This is a genomic window from Acinetobacter sp. NRRL B-65365 (assembly GCF_001605865.1).
GTDB classification, from domain to species: Bacteria; Pseudomonadota; Gammaproteobacteria; order Pseudomonadales; family Moraxellaceae; genus Acinetobacter; species Acinetobacter vivianii.
The window spans coordinates 38,626-56,794 of sequence record NZ_LRPD01000018.1; the positions used below are offsets into that span (position 1 = coordinate 38,626).

The 18,169-nt window shown below is 41.9% G+C and carries 16 protein-coding genes; 5 read left to right on the forward strand and 11 right to left on the reverse strand.

Features of this window, described 5'->3' with window-relative positions:
- Positions 1 to 51: 51 nt before the first annotated feature.
- The 6 genes from AWW72_RS09025 to glnK form a co-directional block, all read right to left on the reverse strand.
- Entirely contained in the window at positions 52 to 891 is an 840-nt protein-coding gene (locus AWW72_RS09025) for an MIP/aquaporin family protein (protein WP_062847114.1), read from the reverse strand.
- Between the two features lie 390 nt (positions 892 to 1,281).
- Complete coding sequence (locus AWW72_RS09030) at positions 1,282 to 2,574, reverse strand: DNA adenine methylase (RefSeq protein WP_004773949.1); 1,293 nt, start codon at positions 2,572 to 2,574, stop codon at positions 1,282 to 1,284.
- Positions 2,571 to 3,671, reverse strand: a complete 1,101-nt coding sequence (ribD, locus tag AWW72_RS09035; protein ID WP_062847115.1) for a bifunctional diaminohydroxyphosphoribosylaminopyrimidine deaminase/5-amino-6-(5-phosphoribosylamino)uracil reductase RibD — start codon at positions 3,669 to 3,671, stop codon at positions 2,571 to 2,573. Before ribD ends, AWW72_RS09030 begins: the two co-directional genes overlap by 4 nt.
- 12 nt (positions 3,672 to 3,683) lie before the next feature.
- On the reverse strand, positions 3,684 to 4,148 hold the full coding sequence (gene nrdR, locus AWW72_RS09040; RefSeq protein ID WP_004773947.1) for a transcriptional regulator NrdR: 465 nt from the start codon (positions 4,146 to 4,148) through the stop codon (positions 3,684 to 3,686).
- A gap of 124 nt (positions 4,149 to 4,272) precedes the next feature.
- The gene (locus AWW72_RS09045) at positions 4,273 to 5,682 is read right to left on the reverse strand and encodes an ammonium transporter (RefSeq protein ID WP_062847116.1); all 1,410 of its coding nucleotides are present in this window, start codon (positions 5,680 to 5,682) and stop codon (positions 4,273 to 4,275) included.
- Positions 5,683 to 5,749: 67 nt separating this feature from the next.
- Positions 5,750 to 6,088, reverse strand: a complete 339-nt coding sequence (gene glnK / locus AWW72_RS09050; protein WP_004656379.1) for a P-II family nitrogen regulator — start codon at positions 6,086 to 6,088, stop codon at positions 5,750 to 5,752.
- A 275-nt stretch (positions 6,089 to 6,363) separates the two neighbouring features.
- On the opposite strand from glnK, the gene AWW72_RS09055 reads away from it, so the two are divergent.
- The 3 genes from AWW72_RS09055 to AWW72_RS09065 all read left to right on the forward strand — a co-directional run bounded on the left by AWW72_RS09055 (position 6,364) and on the right by AWW72_RS09065 (position 9,265).
- On the forward strand, positions 6,364 to 6,591 hold the full coding sequence (locus tag AWW72_RS09055; protein ID WP_004773944.1) for an accessory factor UbiK family protein: 228 nt from the start codon (positions 6,364 to 6,366) through the stop codon (positions 6,589 to 6,591).
- A 69-nt stretch (positions 6,592 to 6,660) separates the two neighbouring features.
- Positions 6,661 to 8,148, forward strand: a complete 1,488-nt coding sequence (locus AWW72_RS09060; RefSeq protein ID WP_062847138.1) for a YifB family Mg chelatase-like AAA ATPase — start codon at positions 6,661 to 6,663, stop codon at positions 8,146 to 8,148.
- Positions 8,149 to 8,500: 352 nt separating this feature from the next.
- A complete protein-coding gene (locus AWW72_RS09065; RefSeq protein WP_062847117.1) occupies positions 8,501 to 9,265 on the forward strand; it encodes a sulfite exporter TauE/SafE family protein in 765 nt (254 codons plus the stop codon).
- Between the two features lie 105 nt (positions 9,266 to 9,370).
- Here the strand turns inward: AWW72_RS09065 and AWW72_RS09070 are convergent, their stop codons facing one another.
- Positions 9,371 to 10,147, reverse strand: coding sequence for a TorF family putative porin (locus AWW72_RS09070; protein ID WP_062847118.1), 777 nt, complete (start codon positions 10,145 to 10,147; stop codon positions 9,371 to 9,373).
- 739 nt (positions 10,148 to 10,886) lie between these two features.
- On the opposite strand from AWW72_RS09070, the gene AWW72_RS09075 reads away from it, so the two are divergent.
- Entirely contained in the window at positions 10,887 to 12,212 is a 1,326-nt protein-coding gene (locus AWW72_RS09075; protein WP_062847119.1) for an OprD family outer membrane porin, read from the forward strand.
- A gap of 98 nt (positions 12,213 to 12,310) precedes the next feature.
- On the opposite strand, the gene ppa is transcribed toward AWW72_RS09075, so the two are convergent.
- Together ppa and AWW72_RS09085 are read right to left on the reverse strand one after the other, a co-directional pair.
- Positions 12,311 to 12,838 carry an inorganic diphosphatase gene (gene ppa, locus AWW72_RS09080; protein WP_004656389.1) on the reverse strand — a complete coding sequence of 176 codons (528 nt, stop codon included), beginning with the start codon at positions 12,836 to 12,838 and terminating at the stop codon, positions 12,311 to 12,313.
- A 114-nt stretch (positions 12,839 to 12,952) separates the two neighbouring features.
- On the reverse strand, positions 12,953 to 13,351 hold the full coding sequence (locus AWW72_RS09085; RefSeq protein ID WP_004773934.1) for an MAPEG family protein: 399 nt from the start codon (positions 13,349 to 13,351) through the stop codon (positions 12,953 to 12,955).
- Between the two features lie 150 nt (positions 13,352 to 13,501).
- Between AWW72_RS09085 and AWW72_RS09090 the strand changes: the two genes are divergently transcribed.
- Entirely contained in the window at positions 13,502 to 13,894 is a 393-nt protein-coding gene (locus tag AWW72_RS09090; protein ID WP_062847120.1) for a hypothetical protein, read from the forward strand.
- Positions 13,895 to 13,960: 66 nt separating this feature from the next.
- On the opposite strand, the gene AWW72_RS09095 is transcribed toward AWW72_RS09090, so the two are convergent.
- Together AWW72_RS09095 and parC are read right to left on the reverse strand one after the other, a co-directional pair.
- A complete protein-coding gene (locus AWW72_RS09095) occupies positions 13,961 to 15,640 on the reverse strand; it encodes a long-chain-fatty-acid--CoA ligase (protein WP_004773931.1) in 1,680 nt (559 codons plus the stop codon).
- A 157-nt stretch (positions 15,641 to 15,797) separates the two neighbouring features.
- Complete coding sequence (gene parC / locus AWW72_RS09100) at positions 15,798 to 18,017, reverse strand: DNA topoisomerase IV subunit A (protein ID WP_062847121.1); 2,220 nt, start codon at positions 18,015 to 18,017, stop codon at positions 15,798 to 15,800.
- Between the last annotated feature and the right edge of the window lie 152 nt (positions 18,018 to 18,169).

An 18,169-nucleotide genomic window follows, 5' to 3' on the forward strand; every position in this document is an offset into this window, starting at 1 on the left:
AAAGGGCGATCATCTGACCACCCTCTTTCTACACATGATTGAATCATGCATTTATTGCATTTCAGAGATTTGCTGTTCTGCTGTGTCTTTGGTTGCAACCTGATTCTTGATCAGGAAATGGCTAAAGAATAATTTATAGCCCAACACACCTAAGCATGCGCCCACGATCGGTGCAATGATGGGTACGATGAAATAAGGAATATCACGGCCACCTGTAAACGCAACTGGTCCCCAGCCTGAGAAATAAGCCACGATTTTCGGGCCAAAATCACGTGCAGGATTCATGGCAAAGCCAGTCAATGGGCCAAAAGAAGCACCAATCACGGCAACCAGCAAACCGACCAGAATCGGTGCCAAAGCACCACGCGGCAAACCATTGCTGTCATCACCAATTGCCATAATCAGCCACAGCAATAACATGGTAATAAACATCTCGACCATGAAAGCCTGACCCAGCGACAATAGATGATGCGGATAAGTTGAGAAAATTCCCGCCAGCTCCAGACTTTCTACACTGCCACGAACCATGTGATGCGTCTGTTCATAATCTACAAATAAATTGCTATATAGCCCATATACCAGCAGTGCGCCTGTCGCAGCACCTGCGACTTGGGCAATGATATAGAACGGGACTTTACGCTTATCAAAGCCAGCAAATAGAGCCAAAGCGATGGTCACGGCAGGATTGAGGTGTGCCCCAGAAATACCAGCAGACAAATAGACAGCCAATGCAACTGCCAAGCCCCATACAATGCTGATTTCCCACAGACCTAAACTTGCTCCTGCAAGCTTAAGTGCAGCCACCACACCAATACCAAATGATAAAAAAATTGCGGTAGCAAAAAATTCGGCTACACATTGCCCCAATAAGGTGGGTTCCGAGCGACTCATAACAACCTCTCTTGGTCATCGCTGCAAATAGGCAAGACCCTAAATTAAGCTCGGCAAACTATATTTATTTTTGAAACTGGTCAATATTGTTTGGTAAATTTTTAAACGATTGATCAAAAGATTTTTCTCTAAAATCGGTGCGTAAAAACAACTAAAAAAGATACAAAAACAGAATTCAATTAATTGTTTTTATTTATCTTTTTTAATTTTCATTCTTTTTAACAGCAGATTTAACCAAACTGACCGACACCAAAGAAATGACTAAAAAATGTAAGATATTTACTATAAAAACAGATACTTATTATATAAACCGATTTTATTTATCTAATTATCCGATTTAACAAAGAAACTGAATACAAAAACACCACTTTTAAAAAGTGGTGTTCTGTTTTACCAAAGTGCCAGTTGGGTACTATTCCCTGTAGTATCGACCCCGCCCAATTCAGCGAAGTGATACAACTGCCCTAACAACTGCCGTAACGGCGGTCCAGACTTAGCGTGCGTATCGGTAATCACAATAAATTCCAGTACACGTGCCCGTTCAGACTGACGCTGTTTACTCACCCGATAACGCGGTACATCCTGAGTCAACAAGGTGACTTTACCGCGCTTTAAATTGGCAGTCAGCAAGTCTTTTGGTTCGATATTTCCGTCGGTCGAGTAGCTAGTCAAAATATAACGAGCATTAATCGTTTCCAATAACTTTTCATAAGCCTCTTTGGCATATTTAGAAGAGTTATAAGGACTTGGACGTTCTTTACGCCAAGCACGATCAATACCGCTTTTAAAACCTTTGGTATCAGGTGAAGGTAAATCGACTTGATCCCATAAGGTCAATGCATTGAGAACGTGATAATTACTGCTATAAGCATGTTGATTATAAGGCGGGTCCAGATAAGCCACATCCACTTCAAAACCACTCATCTGATTGGCAAGATGCTGGGCATCGACACACCACATTTCTGCCGCAGGACGTTTAGGATCACCAATCTCGCAGAAACGGCTTGGTGTCAGCCATAACAATGACTCGATCCGTTCCAGTGCCGTTTGAGTACGTCCGCCCCAGCCCTGATGGAAACTTTTGAAAACGCCACTGGTATTACTAACAAAACTGGCTGAATACAGTAACGGTGCTAACAAAGCACTCATTTCTACATCATTAATTGCACCCTGTGCCTGCCAAGTGGCAATCTGCTGACGAATCGCATCAATACGCATGCCGTTACGGCGTTTGAAGAATAGGCGGTCACGTGCAGGGTCGTACACATCATCATTGCGTGGACATAGATTATGCGTGACCCAGCCTTTGACTTCAGGCAAACGGTTTAGATAATCAATGGCTTTTTGATAGCCACCCAATTCTTTAAATGCAGGTGCATCAACACAAGCCAAAATCGCATGATTCAGCGCATGACTATACGGTTCCCAGTCATTGGCAATCACACGATAGCCATTTTGACGGGCTAAACGGGAAACCACCCCACTGCCTGCAAAAAAATCCGCAAAAATCGGTGGATTCTTTTTCTTGCTATTCAGCGTTCCTGTAATCTCAAGCGCTTCTAAAATCAAATGTAGAAGACGACGCTTATTCCCAAGATAAGGAACTAACTGATGAAAAAGATATTCGTCAGTCGTACGGGCCGCATGACGACGTTTGTGATAAACCGATGGTTCTGGATTCATATCAACTCTTGGATAGGGAGCAATCTTAGGCGAATGTCTTGCCCAAGTTGGGTTACATCGACCAACTCAAATCGTCGTTGTTCTGCCATTTTACTAAATTCAGCATTGAACATAGCGCGGGCAGATTGACCAAGTAAAGTTGGTGCAACATAACTAATCATTTCATCAACCAAACCTTGCTGTAAAAAGGCGGTAGATAAAGTTGCACCTGCCTCAACCAATACATCATAAATTTGATACTGTTGAGATAAGGTCTGCAATAATTGATTTAAAGGTTGCGGCGTCAATTGTATCACGCCTAAATCGGCAAGTTCTTGACGAAATGGTGTCATCACCATCACTGTTTCAGGATTTTGTAACATCTTGGCTGACAATGGCAGTTGCCCTTGGCGATCTAACACGATTCGTTTCGGCTGTACCACCGTTGAAATATCAACATCAGTCAAAACACGAACATTTAACTCGCAATCATCTGCCAGCACGGTTTGAATACCTGTGATCACGGCGCCTGAAATTGCACGCCAATGCTGGACATCCTGACGCGCCTCAGTTCCCGTAATCCATTTGGACTCACCCGAAGCCATTGCAGTACGCCCATCAAGACTCGAGGCCACTTTTAAACGAACATAAGGCAAACCGGTCGACATGGCTTTTAAAAAGCCAAAGTTGAGCGTTTTTGCCTGATCGACACAAATGCCTGTTTCAACTTCAATGCCTGCATTCTGCAAGATCTGAACGCCCTTGCCAGCCACTAACGGATTGGGATCCGAGCATGCAACCACAACTTTTTTGACCTGTGCTTTCACCAATGCTTCGGCACAGGGCGGCGTTCGACCATAATGGGCACACGGTTCCAATGTCACATAAGCGGTTGCATCTTTGGCATGGTCACCCGCCTGACGCAGGGCAAATACCTCTGCATGAGGCTGACCTGCTTTGGGGTGATAACCTTCCCCGATCAGTTGTCCATCTTTGACAATGACACAACCCACATTTGGATTTGGTTTCGTCGAATATTGTCCAAGTCGCGCCAGTTCAATGGCACGTTGCATCCAGTACTGCTGTTCGGATAAATGATCTTGGGTTAACTCAGACATGATTTCTCTAATTTAGTTGTCATTTTCGCGTTGTTGCATTTGTTCAATTTGATGACGAAAAGCATCGACATCCTGAAAATCCTGATACACAGAAGCAAATCGTACATATGCTACATGATCGAGCGCAAAAAGCGCCTGCATAACGATTTCACCAATCGTTCTGGACTTCACATCCCGTTCACCCAAACGGCGAATATGCGACTGGATATCGCTGAGTACGGTTTCAATCTGTTCTTGGGTTACAGGACGTTTCTGTAAAGCATGCATCAATGAGCGACGTAATTTTGCTTCATCAAATGGCTCATTTTTACCATCCGATTTGATAACACGTGGCATTACCACATCATAACTTTCAAATGTTGTAAAACGCTCACCACAAATGACACACTCACGACGACGACGAATCTGGCACCCTTCGGCGGCCAAACGGGAGTCGATAACTTTACTATCAGCAGCGTTACAAAATGGACAATGCATAGTTGCGCGATTATTTAATCTCTTTGCCTAAGTGTAGCAAAGTTTCTTCAATTGCAGAACCAGCACCCTACAGGCATAAAAAAACAGCCCCATGAGGCTGTTTTTAAATCACATCTTGTCTGTGTTATTCAATACGTTCGCCATGTTGACTCAAGTCAAGACCCATACGCTCATCATCAGCGCTAACACGGATCCCAATCACCAAATCGATCACTTTAAGGATAATGAAGGTCACGATTGCACTGTAAGCGATGGTTGCCAATACACCCTCGATTTGCACCCACAATTGGCCTGCAAAAGTTGGTGCAAGTGCAACGTTCGCGGCTTTGATGATTTCATCGCTATAGAAGATGCCTGTCAGAATCGCACCAACAATACCACCCACCGCATGTAGACCAAATGCATCCAAGGCATCATCCGCTTTAAGCAGGCGTTTCAATGCTGTAATTCCCCAGAAACACACCACACCACCGATAAGACCCATAATCAATGCTCCACCTACACCAACGAAACCAGCAGCAGGTGTAATCACAACCAAACCAGCAACAGCACCTGATGCGCCACCCAGTACGGAAGCTTTACCACGAATCACACGTTCAACAATCAGCCAAGAGAATGCAGCAGCCGCAGCGGCAACTTGTGTTACCAAAATCGCCATACCTGCACGTGCACCAGCACCTAAAGCACTACCACCATTAAAGCCAAACCAGCCAACCCAGATCAAGCTTGCACCAATGACGGTTAAGGTCAGGTTATGTGGCGCCATAGACTCACGGCCTAGACCAGTACGTTTGCCTAACATATACGCTGCAACCAGACCCGCGACACCCGCATTGATATGGACAACAGTACCACCCGCGAAATCTAACGCACCTGCTTTAAATAACCAGCCATCTGCTGCCCAAACCCAGTGTGTAATCGGGGCATAAACCAGGATCACCCAAACTGCGATAAAGGCCATAAATGCAGAATACTTCATACGGTCAGCGATCGAACCACTGATAATTGCAACCGTAATGATGGCAAAGGTCATTTGGAAAATAACGAATAGACTTTCAGGAATAGTGCCTGTCAAGGCATCAAAGGCAACGCCATTCAGCATGGCTTTCGCAAGGTCACCAACATAAGCACCTGAACCAGAGAACGCCAGAGAATAACCCACTGTCACCCAGATCAAACTTACAAGAATTGCCGCTGAAAGGCTGAACATCATGGTACTCAGTACGTTTTTCTTACGAACCATACCACCATAGAACAAGGCTAAGCCCGGAATCGTCATCAACAGCACTAACGCAGTTGAAACAAGAACCCATGCTGTATCACCTGTATCGACCGTTGCTTCCGCAGCAGGTGCTGGTATTGCTTCCACAGGAGCTGGCGCTTCTGCTGCAACAATTTCTGTTGAGGCAGTTGTAGTGTCAACTGCTACAGCGTGTTCAGTAACAGGCGTTGAAGCAGCATCTTCTGCCCAAACCACCGCTGAACCACCTAAGAGTGCGCCAGATAGACTGAGCGCCATAAGCATTTTTTTCATTCGTGTCCCCCAACCTGATTTCGCGAGCTATTGCTATATTTAATAGCTCAGCAAAGTTTGTGCCAACTTAGACAGCATCTGGCCCAGTCTCGCCCGTACGGATACGGATCACTTGCTCTAAATTGGTCACAAAAATTTTGCCATCACCAATTTTGCCTGTGCTTGCGACACGAGTAATCGACTCAATGACGGCATCAACCATTTCATCGCTAATTGCAATTTCAATCTTTACTTTTGGTAAGAAATCAACCACATACTCTGCACCACGGTACAATTCTGTGTGACCTTTTTGACGTCCGAAACCTTTGACTTCAGTTACGGTAATCCCTTGAACACCAATCTCAGAAAGTGCTTCACGCACATCATCCAATTTGAATGGTTTTACAATTGCAGTTACAAGCTTCATGTTTGTTTTCCTTCGGCTTATTTTCACCAGTAAGGTTTTATGTTCAATTTTCATGCCAATATTTAAAGGTTGGGGGTTTTTAAATATCGGACATAAGCTTTCTTTATAACCTATTTAGCCTTGAAGATGTAGATAGTCCATCGAAAATAAGTATCATTTGCTCCTGTTTCACTGGATTTATAAGTCACTCCTCGTTCTGGCCTTAACTGTGCTAGAGGATTGACACAAGCAGTGATACACTGAGCAGCAAATATACATAACTTATTGAGTACTTTATGATTGAAACTCTTTTACAAGCAATTTTGCAGCAAGTTGACCAGCCGAAAAAGGATTTAGAAAAAAATCTGCGTGCTTTATTAAACGAGAGTATCGAAAAACTGGATTTAGTTTCAAAACAAGAACTTGACCGCCAAAGAACAGCGCTTGAGTTAGCCAACCAACGTTTGACTGAACTTCAGCAACAAATGAAAACACTTGAAGAAGTGATTCAGAACAAAAAATAAGCACCAACTTGGTGCATTTCGCACCTCAGAATGATTAAAAATAAAGCACCACAATGGAACAATAACAAGATGTCTTTTGCCAAGATATATACGAGAGGGCTATTGGGGTTACATGCTCCTCAGATTGAAGTTGAAGTCCACATTAGTTCAGGCCTTCCTTCTTTAACAATTGTTGGCTTAGCTGAAGCCGCTGTCCGTGAAAGTAAAGATCGTGTGCGTTCTGCCATCATCAATAGCGGTTTTCAGTTTCCCACCAAACGCTTAACCATCAATTTAGCACCAGCCGATTTACCCAAAGATGGTTCTCGACTGGACTTACCGATTGCCTTGGGGATTCTGATTGCTTCTGGACAATTACCAGAACACAGTACAGAAGGCTTTGAATTTATAGGGGAACTGGCGCTTGATGGACACTTACGTCCTGTTTCTGGGGCATTAACCATCGCAATGGCCTGCCAACAAGCCAAACATCGCCTTCTACTGCCCACTGAAAATCTGGATGAAGCAAGCCAGCTTCCCGATTTTGAAGTCTATGCGGCGCAGCACTTACAAGAAGTTTGTGCACATTTTTCGGGCAATGCCCAGCTGGCAGCTGCACCACAACGACCAAACTCAGCTGCATCTGCCTATCAATTTGATCTTGCCGATGTCAAAGGTCAATTACGTCCACGCCGAGCGCTAGAAATTGCCGCTGCGGGCGGACATTCGTTATTATTTAAAGGCCCACCCGGCACAGGTAAAACCTTATTGGCTTCTCGCCTGCCTTCGATTTTACCGCCGCTCAATGCGCAAGAAAATCTAGAAGTCGCCAGTATTTATTCGGTGGCCAACGCACCGCACAGTTTTGGCCAGCGTCCCTTTAGAGCACCACACCATACAGCTTCAGCAATTGCGTTGGTTGGCGGCGGCTCTCAACCCAAGCCCGGGGAAATCACTTTGGCTCATTTAGGCGTCCTGTTTCTGGATGAATTGCCAGAATTTGATCGCAAGGTACTGGAAGTATTACGTCAACCTTTAGAGTCCAAAGAAATTGTGATTTCTCGTGCCGCACGACAAATGACCTTTCCTGCAAATTTCCAGTTTATTGCCGCAATGAACCCTTGCCCATGTGGTTATGCCTTTAATCAGGACAGCCGTTGCCAATGTTCCCCTGAAAGTATTCAACGCTACCAAAATCGTATCTCAGGCCCATTGCTGGATCGTATTGATTTACATATTGATGTACCACCGTTACAGGCTCAGGAACTACAAGATCGTACGTCAACCGAGAATTCTGCCAGCGTGCGGCAACGTGTGATCACTGCCTACGAAAAACAGATCCAAAGACAGCAGTGCTTAAATCAGGCTTTATCACCGAAGTTACTAGAACAGCATGCTCTGCTAGATGACAGTTCGACAAAAATTATTGAGATGGCCCAGCAACGACTTAACTTGTCTGCACGCGCCTACCATCGTGTATTGCGTGTTGCGCGCACGATTGCCGATTTAGCAGAAAGTGATCTGATCTCAACTAGTCATTTAACCGAAGCACTATCCTATCGCGGCAACCAAACCTAAAATTTTTATCGAAATTTTTCAATAAAAGAATCCGTCGTAGTACGGATTCTTTTATTAACCAAGATTTGAAAAAAAGTATATAAAAATAATTGTCTTAACTGTATTTATCGAACATGCAATTTAAAGGTCGGCACAATTCAATTGAGTTTCATAAGGCAACAGGTTATGTTGAAAACAGACACCGTTCATTTGTGTTTATACAGTTTTTGATTTCAAAAATAGAAGAATGCTCATTTTTATTGGCAAAAAATAAACGATATAAGCTGAATTCATCATGAATAAGCTGGATAAATATTCCGAACAAATGACCTAACACTTCCAGCCAAATCAACTTTCCCAAAGGTTGGCGATTATGACCTATGACACCGCACTACTCATGTTAGGATTTTTTGCGTTCTGTGGTGGTCTGATTGATGCCGCAGTAGGTGGTGGCGGTTTAGTGCAAATACCCGCGCTATTACATGCTTTGCCACAACACAGTATTACCACTGTTTTAGGTACCAATAAACTCGCCGTGTGGGCAGGTACCGTTTCCTCTATTTTTAGATATGTGAATAAAATTAAATTTGTCTGGAAGTTGCTCATCCCTACCATGCTTTCAGCATTCATATTTGCCTTTATTGGTGCCATGACAGTTGCGCAAATTCCCAAGCAATTCATGACCTATCTTGTTTTCTTTTTACTCATCTTGATGGCGATTTATACTTTTCTCAAGAAGGACTTAGGCGCACATAGCACTTATGTCAAATGTGGGCATAAAGAAATTGTTCTGGGAATCTTTTTTGGTGGTTTGATTGGATTCTATGACGGTGTGTTTGGGCCGGGTAGCGGTAGCTTTCTGCTGTTCTTATTTGTAAAAGTGTTTGGCTTTGATTTTCTCAACGCATCTGCATCAGCGAAAATTGTGAATATTGGTACTTTTAGCTCTGCACTTTTATTCTTTATCCCTACAGGTCATGTGCTGTGGGAAATTGGCTTAATGATTGCCATCTGTAATGTTATGGGTGCTTTAGTCGGCGTATTTCTGGCACTACGATATGGTAGTCAGTTTATCCGGATATTTTTTCTGTTCCTTTTAGTCTTTCTGATTATCAGAATGGGATTATCTATATTCTGAATCTATCGCAAGTCATGATTAGATTTAAACGGCTTCCCTCAAGTGAATATCATTCAATATAAAAAAGCCAGCAATAGAGCTGGCTTTTTGTTTATCCAACCAAGCCTAGAATGCTTTGGTCAAGGTAAATACTGCACCTGTTTCTGTACCACGCTTTAACGGCTGTACATTGGCGTCAATATTGGTTCCTACTGCTGCGAGTTCAGCAGTTAAACCAGATACTGATTTCACGCTATACGTCACACCAACTTTCCAATCGACATAATTATCATCAAGACCATCTGTTGCATCACTGTTAAAGTCATAGTTATCTACTTTGGTATAACCGACACTTGCTACACCACCAAAGCCAGTATCTGCAAACGGAATGTTATAGGTTGCGTTCACATACCAGCCATTCTCATCTGTACCAGCAAAGTCATTGGTGTAGTTCAAACTACCTAATAGGCTATCACCTGATGCTAATACATTTTTAAAGCCTAGTTTTGCGTAAAGTTCTAACCAGTTCAGGTCAGATGCACTTGGATAACCGTAGTACCATAAACCGACATCTAAAGTCGGCTTACCTGCAAATGGTAACTCAGTCGCATAGCCCACATAAGGATCTAGCTCAAGATGAGGATCAGCCCCACCAAAGTTAACGTTTGAACCCCATACCCCAGCATAAAGACCTGATGAATGTGTTAATGCAAAACCACCTTGTACTGCAGGATCAGATTGAGTTTGTGTGATACCACGATAACGATAATCAGTCGTTAACGCAGCCGTTCCTGAAAAACTCAGGCCGTATTGAGATAATGTATTTGTTTCTTCTGCCATCGCAAAAGTTGAAGTCACTGCACAAATACTCAACGCGATTGCTTTACATGCAAATTTCATCATCTTGATCTCCCCCATGATGGATATTCGACTGATTTAAATTTTAAATTGCATCGCAAAGTAATTAGCAATTGCTGTGCCAACTTCAGCTAAACCATATTTCATCGTGGTCTTAATGAGTAAATTCGTCTTACTCAAATTTTTAATCGTTCTGAATTAAGGCCGATCTAGCATCCTTATATTTTTTTGAGCGATTTAGACGCACCAACCCATTCAAGATTATTTTTTGCACAAAAAAGAGGCATTTCATCGAGGTAAAGAAAGTGCAAAATGCTTTCAAAATAAGCTTAACTCAGCAGAAAACAGAAATGTTCCATAAAAGTGCACAGCAAAAAAACTTAAAATGCGCTTAAAAAATATTCTTTTTAGGACAATCCCTTTCGTCATTCGTCGGGATGTTCTTTTTGCAGCAAACAATTGAACACTTTTCACACAAAGAAAAAATAAATATTTAAAATAAAAGAAAAAATACCTCAATAAATCACATAGTTTTATTCGAACAAAACAAAAAATAACCTGTTTACTTTACATCCAAAATAAACAACATTATGACTAATAATCAAACACTTGATCTTAAGATGTATACTTTTTAAACGAGAAACAAATCATAAAATTTTATAAGTATTTTATTTAAAAATAATTAAAAAATTTTAATAAAAATCTATCTTTTTTATGCATAACTTATACAATTGATCAAAATTTCGGTTTTATCCCAAATTTATTATTTCTAATGAGGCGAGCTATGCCAAAGGCAAAGAAACTTACTTTAGCGGTTTTGATTAATGCCGCGTTAATTACCTCAACATATGCAAGCGAACAAAGCGAAGCAAAAGGACTTGTTGAAGATGCCAAAGGGGATATTTTATTCCGTACTGGTTATTTAAATCGTGACAAAAAGAATGGTGTCGAAGACACTAGCTCATATGCTCAGACGGCAATGGTAAAACTGGAAACTGGTTTTACTCAAGGTTTAGTTGGCTTTGGCGCTGGAATCATCGGTGATGCTTCTTTTAAATTAGGCTCAAACAATAATGCTGGTAACGGCATGATTCCAAAGCATCCAGATGGTTCTGCTTACGATCACTGGGCACGTGGCGGTGGTTTTGTAAAAGCACGTATTTCGAATACAACTGTAACTTATGGTACTCAAATCCTAGACCTACCTGTTTTAGCAAGTAATACAGCACGTTTAGTACCAGAATACTTTGATGGTGTGTTAGCAAACAGCCGTGAAATTGATGGTTTAGAACTTACCATTGGTAAATTCACTAAAAATCAATATTCTGACCAAATTAATTCAGATGGTAACCAACTAGACCGAGCTGTAGTTTGGGGTGCGAAATATAAAGTCAATGATCAGTTAAATACAGCTTACTATGGTACTGACATCAAAGACCGCTTAGAACGTCACTATGCAAATGTAAACTATAAGCAAGCTTTAGCAAACAATAGCTCATTAACTTATGACTTCAGTGGTTATCATACTGACTGGGATCGTAAAGCAAATGATAGTCTATATTCTTATATTGGCTCTGCAGATGACAAATACCGTAACTCTATCTGGGCAATTTCTACAGCGTATAATACTGGCCCACATACTGTAATGGTTGCATACCAACAAAATAATGGTAAAGCTGGTTATGACTATGGTCTTGGTAAAGGCGTAGGTGATGGTCACCAAACTATTTATTTACCAAACTCTTATCTATCAGATTTTATTGGTAATGATGAAAAGTCGGCCCAGCTTCAATATAGTCTTGATTTTGGTAGCTATGGTGTACCAGGTTTAAGCTGGACCACAGCATTTGTATACGGTTGGGATATCGACACCAATACAGCTGTTAAAAGTGGTAATAATGTAGTTGCTCGTGTACGTACTGCGGATAATGCTACTGAACGTGAGTTCTTTAACCAAGTGAAATACACCGTTCAATCTGGTTTTGCTAAAGATGCGAGCTTACGTTTACGTCACTCGTATTACCGTGCAAGCGATGAATACCAAGATGGCTATATCGGTGATACCAACGAATGGCGTATCTGGCTTGATATTCCTGTGAAATTATTCTAATTCGCAGTTCATCAAGCAATAAAAAACTCCATTCAAATGAATGGAGTTTTTTTATGACCAGATTTTAAATTTTTAAAATCTGGTTGAGCATCTCAAAGTTACTTTTTAGCAGCTTCGATTGCTTTAAGTACTTCAGCTTTCGCAACGTCAGCACCTTCCCAACCACTGATTTTTACCCACTTACCAGGCTCTAAATCTTTGTAGTGTGCAAAGAAGTGCTCAACTTGGCTGATCAATAATGGCGGAAGATCCGTATATTCTTGAACATCTTTATAAAGTGGAGATAATTTTTCGTGTGGAACAGCGATTAGTTTCGCATCGATACCACCATCATCTTCCATTTTTAATTTGCCCACTGGACGGCAACGAATCACAGAACCAGCAGCAACAGGATGTGGAGTTACAACAAGTACGTCTAATGGATCACCATCTTCAGACAATGTATTTGGAACATAGCCATAGTTTGCTGGGTAGAACATTGCTGTACCCATGAAACGGTCTACAAATAACGCATCTGAATCTTTGTCGATTTCGTATTTGATTGGGGCTGCATTTGCAGGAATTTCGATAATGACATAGATGTCATTTGGTGCGTCTTTACCCGCAGGAATATTGCTATAACTCATATCAACACTCGTTTATATTGTGAAGTAGATGTAAATCGGACAGATTATAACGTGAATACAGCGAAAATGATGCTAGATATGTAGCAAGCTGGCGAATTTTATAGCCAGCCGTCATCAGGTCATTTTGACCGTAATCACGAACAGTAAAATTGGACAAAGTAGAGAGAAAAACCAGATGATAGAACGTAACGTGGCGAGATTGGCCAGATAGCAGATGCCGTAAATGACGCGAAATACGATATAAGCCCAGCCCAAAGTCAAAATGAAATACTCTGGCACCACCATATACTCTGCCATCAACATCGCAGCAATAAACAAAGGTAAGCTCTCAAAACTGTTTTGTTGCACAGCATTCGCCCGTGCAGATAGTCCTGTTGTTTTGGCTAAAAAGTCACGAGGATTCTGATTATCTTTTGCTTGAAAACCACCTTTTGATTTTGCAATCAAGGTAAATACATAAGGCAACAAACATGCGACTATAATAATCAATATAATGCCGCTAATACCTTGCATGCTGACATCCATCATTTGAAGTTCTTCTGATCATGCTATCATAACTTATAATTTATTGAACTTTCATGTGTGCTTGTTCAACAAGCGTTTCTTTTACACACATTGTTTGTGTAAAAGTTGTGTTTTTTCATACTGTTTTAAGGTCAACCTATGCCGCAACCAGATCAAAAAGAAATGTTTGAGGTGCTTGCTCAACAACGCCAGCATCAACTTTTAGTTGATCGAGTACTTAAAGTTGTACTCCCGATCATGGCATTTCTACTCAGTGTGATTTGTGCAAATCTAAACTGGCAATCGACACTTGGTACTTTTGTGATTCTGACAGTGGCCTTTTATGCAGTCGGTATTTATCGCCTGACACTCTGGCACTGGCTGACCGTCATTGTGCTCTATGCAGTTGCCGATAATTATTTTAGTTTTAATGGTATGGATCCGACCCGATTACGTTTCCAACTCGCGACCATGGTCGTTTTTGTGGGCATCGTTGGTATTGGCCGACCTTATATTGACCGCTGGTTAATGAAATCAAAAGGTTCAAAATGAACCCAATAAAAAAACGCCGCAATTGCGGCGTTTTTTATGCTTCCTTATTTAAGAAGCCTAAAAACTTTAAGCTGGTTTACGTAAATCTTTACGTAAGATCTTACCTACGTTTGATTTCGGTAGCTCTTCCATAAACTCAACATAACGTGGGCACTTGTAGCCAGTTAAGTTTTGTTTTGCATAAGCAATGACTTCTTCTGTAGTTAAAGAAGGGTCTTTTTTCACGATGAATAACTTCGGCACTTCACCTGATTTTTCATCTGGAACACCAATCGCAGCCACTTCCAATACTTTTGGATGCTTCGCAATGACTTCTTCAATTTCACTTGGGTAAACATTAAAGCCAGACACCAAGATCATGTCTTTCTTACGGTCAACAATCTTCACATAACCACGTGAATCCATCACACCGATATCACCGGTACGGAAGAAGTTATCAGCCGTCATCACTTTTGCAGTTTCGTCTGGACGGTTCCAGTAACCTTTCATGACTTGTGGACCACGGATCGAAATCTCACCTTGTTCACCCAGCGCAACTTCTTTACCGTCATCATCCAGAATCGCAACTTCAGTTAATGGCAATGGAATACCAATCGTGCCGCTGAATTCAGTTGTAGCAGGAGGATTCGCAGTTGCAACAGGTGAAGTTTCAGATAAACCATAACCTTCGATAATGGTGGTACCTGTAATTTTCTTCCATGCTGCTGCTGTTGATGGCAACACCGCCATACCACCGCCCATTGCCATCTTAAGATTGCTATGGTCAAGCTGTTTGAATTCTTCGTTATTCACCAACGCATTAAATAAAGTATTTACTGCTGGGAAGAATGAAGGTTGATATTTACGTAATTCACCCACTACCGCAGGCAAATCACGTGGATTTGGAATCAGGATATTGGCCTGACCTTTATACATGCCGTAAAGTGCACATACCATGAATGCAAAGATGTGATACAGCGGTAATGCACATACGATACGATCACCTTTAGCACTATCAGAACCGCCAAACTTACTTGAGAAAATCGCTTCACACTGGAGTAAGTTTGCAACAAGATTACGATGCGTTAATTCAGCACCTTTAGAAACACCCGTTGTACCACCTGTATATTGAAGTACTGCAGTATCGCTTAAGGTCAAGCTTGGACGCTTATAATTGCTTGGGTTGGCTTTGTTTAAGGCCGCGTTGAATTTAGTATGGCCTGGAATATTCCACGCTGGAATTTGCTTACGAACTTTACGTAAAACGAAATTCACAATCGTACCTTTCAACGTACCTAACATATCACCCACAGAAGCCACCACAACATGCTTCACAGGTGTTTTACCAATAATGTTCTGATAAACATTGGCAAAGTTTTCAATAATCACTAAGACTTCAGCACCAGAGTCATTCAACTGATGCTCAAGTTCACGTGCTGTATATAATGGATTGACGTTTACAAGCACCAGACCTGCACGAAAAACCCCTAACGCAACAACTGGATATTGGAAAACGTTCGGCATCATCACCGCAACGCGCGATCCTTTTGCTAAACCTAAAGTTTGTAAATAAGCTGCAAATTTACGGCTAGCGACTTCTAATTCATTAAACGTTAAAACTTTATCCATAAAGATAAAGGCATCACGTGAACCAAATTTTTGGAAATTGCGTTCAAAAATATCAACAAGTGAGGTGTTTTCAGCAGGCAGTTCAACTGTTTCTGGAATTCCTGTCTTTTGGTATTCAGCAAACCAAATCTTTTCCATAATGCCCTTATCTCCGAGTGGTAATCCTTAAAAATGTAACAACGTTACTTTCCATGGCAAAACATTTTTTTTAAATTTTTGAATTGCCCTGTCAATCTATCCAAATAATCTGAATACATTGTCATATATAACGTATTTGTATCACAGAATACTAGCCTTATCTCTGAATGAAGAGTCTATTTGCTTTTTGATATCCACGTGGTAAAAGTTGCCCCTTTGTTGCTCTTTTTCCTAGATATTTTTGAAGATCATCCCCTTTCAATTTCAGATGCTGTTGTCCTGCATCGATTTGGATTATTTCATCTAACGTCAGGGTTGTCATGGATAAAATTTGCTCTTTTTCATCAAGTTGTATCAACTTGTTACCCTTACCTTTATTGAGAACTGGCAGGTCAGTTAAATCAATAATAAGTAAACGTCCTGATGAACTCAGAATGGCAACGTGAGTGGATTGCTGAATTGGCAATAGCGGTAAAGCTGTTGCTTTGTCTGCAACAGTCAGGAAGGCTTTCCCAGCTTTTGCATTGGTATCCAGTTGTGCTGCCTGACTCTTAAAGCCGTAACCATTTGAACTGGTTGCAATCAGCTCGCTGCTCTCCTCATCAATAAAGACCTGAATAAATGACACACCACTGGCTGGTGAAAGTTTTGAACTGAGCGGTTCACCCAAGCCACGTGCCGAAGGCAGACTGCTAATTGGCAAGGCATAACTACGTCCTGTCTCGTCAAGGAAATAGACACGCTGGTTGGTTTTACCCACTGCATGACTGAGATACTGGTCACCCGCACGATAATTCAGATTTGCTGCATCGACTTCTGCCCCTTTGGCAGCGCGCACCCAACCTGCCTCGGACAATACGACAGTCACAGGCTCAGCAGGCATTAAATCTTGTTCTTTAATCTGGACGGCATCCGCGCGCGCAACGATTGGTGAACGACGGTCATCACCAAACTTTTTCGCGTCTTCTTTTAATTCATTAATGATCAGGTTTTTTAATGATTCTGGATTTGCCAATTGCTCACGAATAATCGCAGCTTTCGCTTCCAGTTCTTCTTGCTCACGGCGAATTTCCATTTCTTCAAGCTTGGCCAAATGACGAAGTTTGAGTTCGAGGATCGCTTCAGCCTGAATGTCATCAATGCCAAAATGCTGCATCAATACAGGTTTTGGCTGATCTTCTTCACGGATAATCCGAATCACGGTATCAATATCCAAGTAAGCAATTAAAAGACCTGCCAAGATATGCAAACGTTTTTCGATTTTATTCAAATGGTATTGCAAACGACGAGTCACGGTTTGTTTACGAATCTCGATCCATTCCAATAAAATACGGCGAATCGATTTCACCTGTGGACGACCATCTGCCCCGATCATGTTTAGATTGACACGATAGCTCGATTCTAGATCCGTAGTTGCAAATAAGTGACTCATCACCGTTTCTGCATCGACGCGATTCGAACGCAGCACAATCACCAAACGGGTTGGATTGGCGTGATCCGATTCATCACGTACATCGCTGACCAATGGCAATTTTTTGGCAATCATCTGATCTGCGATCTGGGTAATGACTTTTGAACCCGAAACCTGATACGGCAGTTCAGTAATCACAATCTCATTTTTATCGACCGCATATACCGCACGCATACGATAACTACCACGACCTGTGGTTTGAATTTTGAGTAATTCTTCAGGTGGGGTAATGATTTCAGCTTTGGTTGGTAAATCTGGCGCAGGAATATATTCTGCCAGTTTCGAATCTGAGGTTTCAGGATTACGAATTAATGCGATTGTTCCCTTCACCACTTCACGTAAGTTATGGGGTGGGATGTCGGTTGCCATCCCCACCGCGATACCCGTAGTACCATTTAACAAAATATTCGGTACACGTGCAGGCAAAGTGATTGGTTCTTTCATTGAACCATCAAAGTTGTCTTGCCATTCACTGGTGCCTTGGCCCAATTCGCTCAGTAATAATTCACTATAAGCAGAAAGTTTGGCTTCGGTATAACGCATCGCCGCAAATGATTTCGGGTCATCTGGTGAACCCCAGTTGCCCTGACCTTCAACCAATGGGTAACGATAGCTAAATGGCTGTGCCATCAACACCATCGCTTCATAACAGGCTGAGTCACCATGTGGATGATATTTACCGAGCACATCACCGACGGTACGTGCCGATTTTTTCGGCTTCCCCGTCGATTTCAGGCCAAGCTCGCTCATCGCATAAACAATACGGCGCTGTACAGGTTTTAAACCATCACTGATATGGGGCAATGCACGATCCATAATCACGTACATGGCATAGTTCAGGTAAGCCTGCTCAGTGAATTCGGCTACGGAACGGTTTTCTGTTGCATGATGTGCAAGGCTGGTCATTTCAGCGAGTCATCCAAAATCATTTATTATCGTCAATGCTTTGTATGCTATGTGGATGAAGGCGTTGTGACAAGCCCTTGTTGTTGTTTAAACGTCAAATGGTGTCTTGTTCGAAGAATTTGTAATTGGATAAGGTTCTAAACAGAAGATTT

Bases quoted from the DNA above. Each gene is read 5' to 3' on its own strand.
- AWW72_RS09025 (WP_062847114.1), bottom strand. From the start codon at position 891: ATGAGTCGCTCGGAACCCACCTTATTGGGGCAATGTGTAGCCGAATTT.
- AWW72_RS09030 (WP_004773949.1), bottom strand. From the start codon at position 2,574: ATGAATCCAGAACCATCGGTTTATCACAAACGTCGTCATGCGGCCCGT.
- ribD (WP_062847115.1), bottom strand. From the start codon at position 3,671: ATGTCTGAGTTAACCCAAGATCATTTATCCGAACAGCAGTACTGGATG.
- nrdR (WP_004773947.1), bottom strand. From the start codon at position 4,148: ATGCATTGTCCATTTTGTAACGCTGCTGATAGTAAAGTTATCGACTCC.
- AWW72_RS09045 (WP_062847116.1), bottom strand. From the start codon at position 5,682: ATGAAAAAAATGCTTATGGCGCTCAGTCTATCTGGCGCACTCTTAGGT.
- glnK (WP_004656379.1), bottom strand. From the start codon at position 6,088: ATGAAGCTTGTAACTGCAATTGTAAAACCATTCAAATTGGATGATGTG.
- AWW72_RS09055 (WP_004773944.1), top strand. From the start codon at position 6,364: ATGATTGAAACTCTTTTACAAGCAATTTTGCAGCAAGTTGACCAGCCG.
- AWW72_RS09060 (WP_062847138.1), top strand. From the start codon at position 6,661: ATGTCTTTTGCCAAGATATATACGAGAGGGCTATTGGGGTTACATGCT.
- AWW72_RS09065 (WP_062847117.1), top strand. From the start codon at position 8,501: ATGACCTATGACACCGCACTACTCATGTTAGGATTTTTTGCGTTCTGT.
- AWW72_RS09070 (WP_062847118.1), bottom strand. From the start codon at position 10,147: ATGATGAAATTTGCATGTAAAGCAATCGCGTTGAGTATTTGTGCAGTG.
- AWW72_RS09075 (WP_062847119.1), top strand. From the start codon at position 10,887: ATGCCAAAGGCAAAGAAACTTACTTTAGCGGTTTTGATTAATGCCGCG.
- ppa (WP_004656389.1), bottom strand. From the start codon at position 12,838: ATGAGTTATAGCAATATTCCTGCGGGTAAAGACGCACCAAATGACATC.
- AWW72_RS09085 (WP_004773934.1), bottom strand. From the start codon at position 13,351: ATGCAAGGTATTAGCGGCATTATATTGATTATTATAGTCGCATGTTTG.
- AWW72_RS09090 (WP_062847120.1), top strand. From the start codon at position 13,502: ATGCCGCAACCAGATCAAAAAGAAATGTTTGAGGTGCTTGCTCAACAA.
- AWW72_RS09095 (WP_004773931.1), bottom strand. From the start codon at position 15,640: ATGGAAAAGATTTGGTTTGCTGAATACCAAAAGACAGGAATTCCAGAA.
- parC (WP_062847121.1), bottom strand. From the start codon at position 18,017: ATGACCAGCCTTGCACATCATGCAACAGAAAACCGTTCCGTAGCCGAA.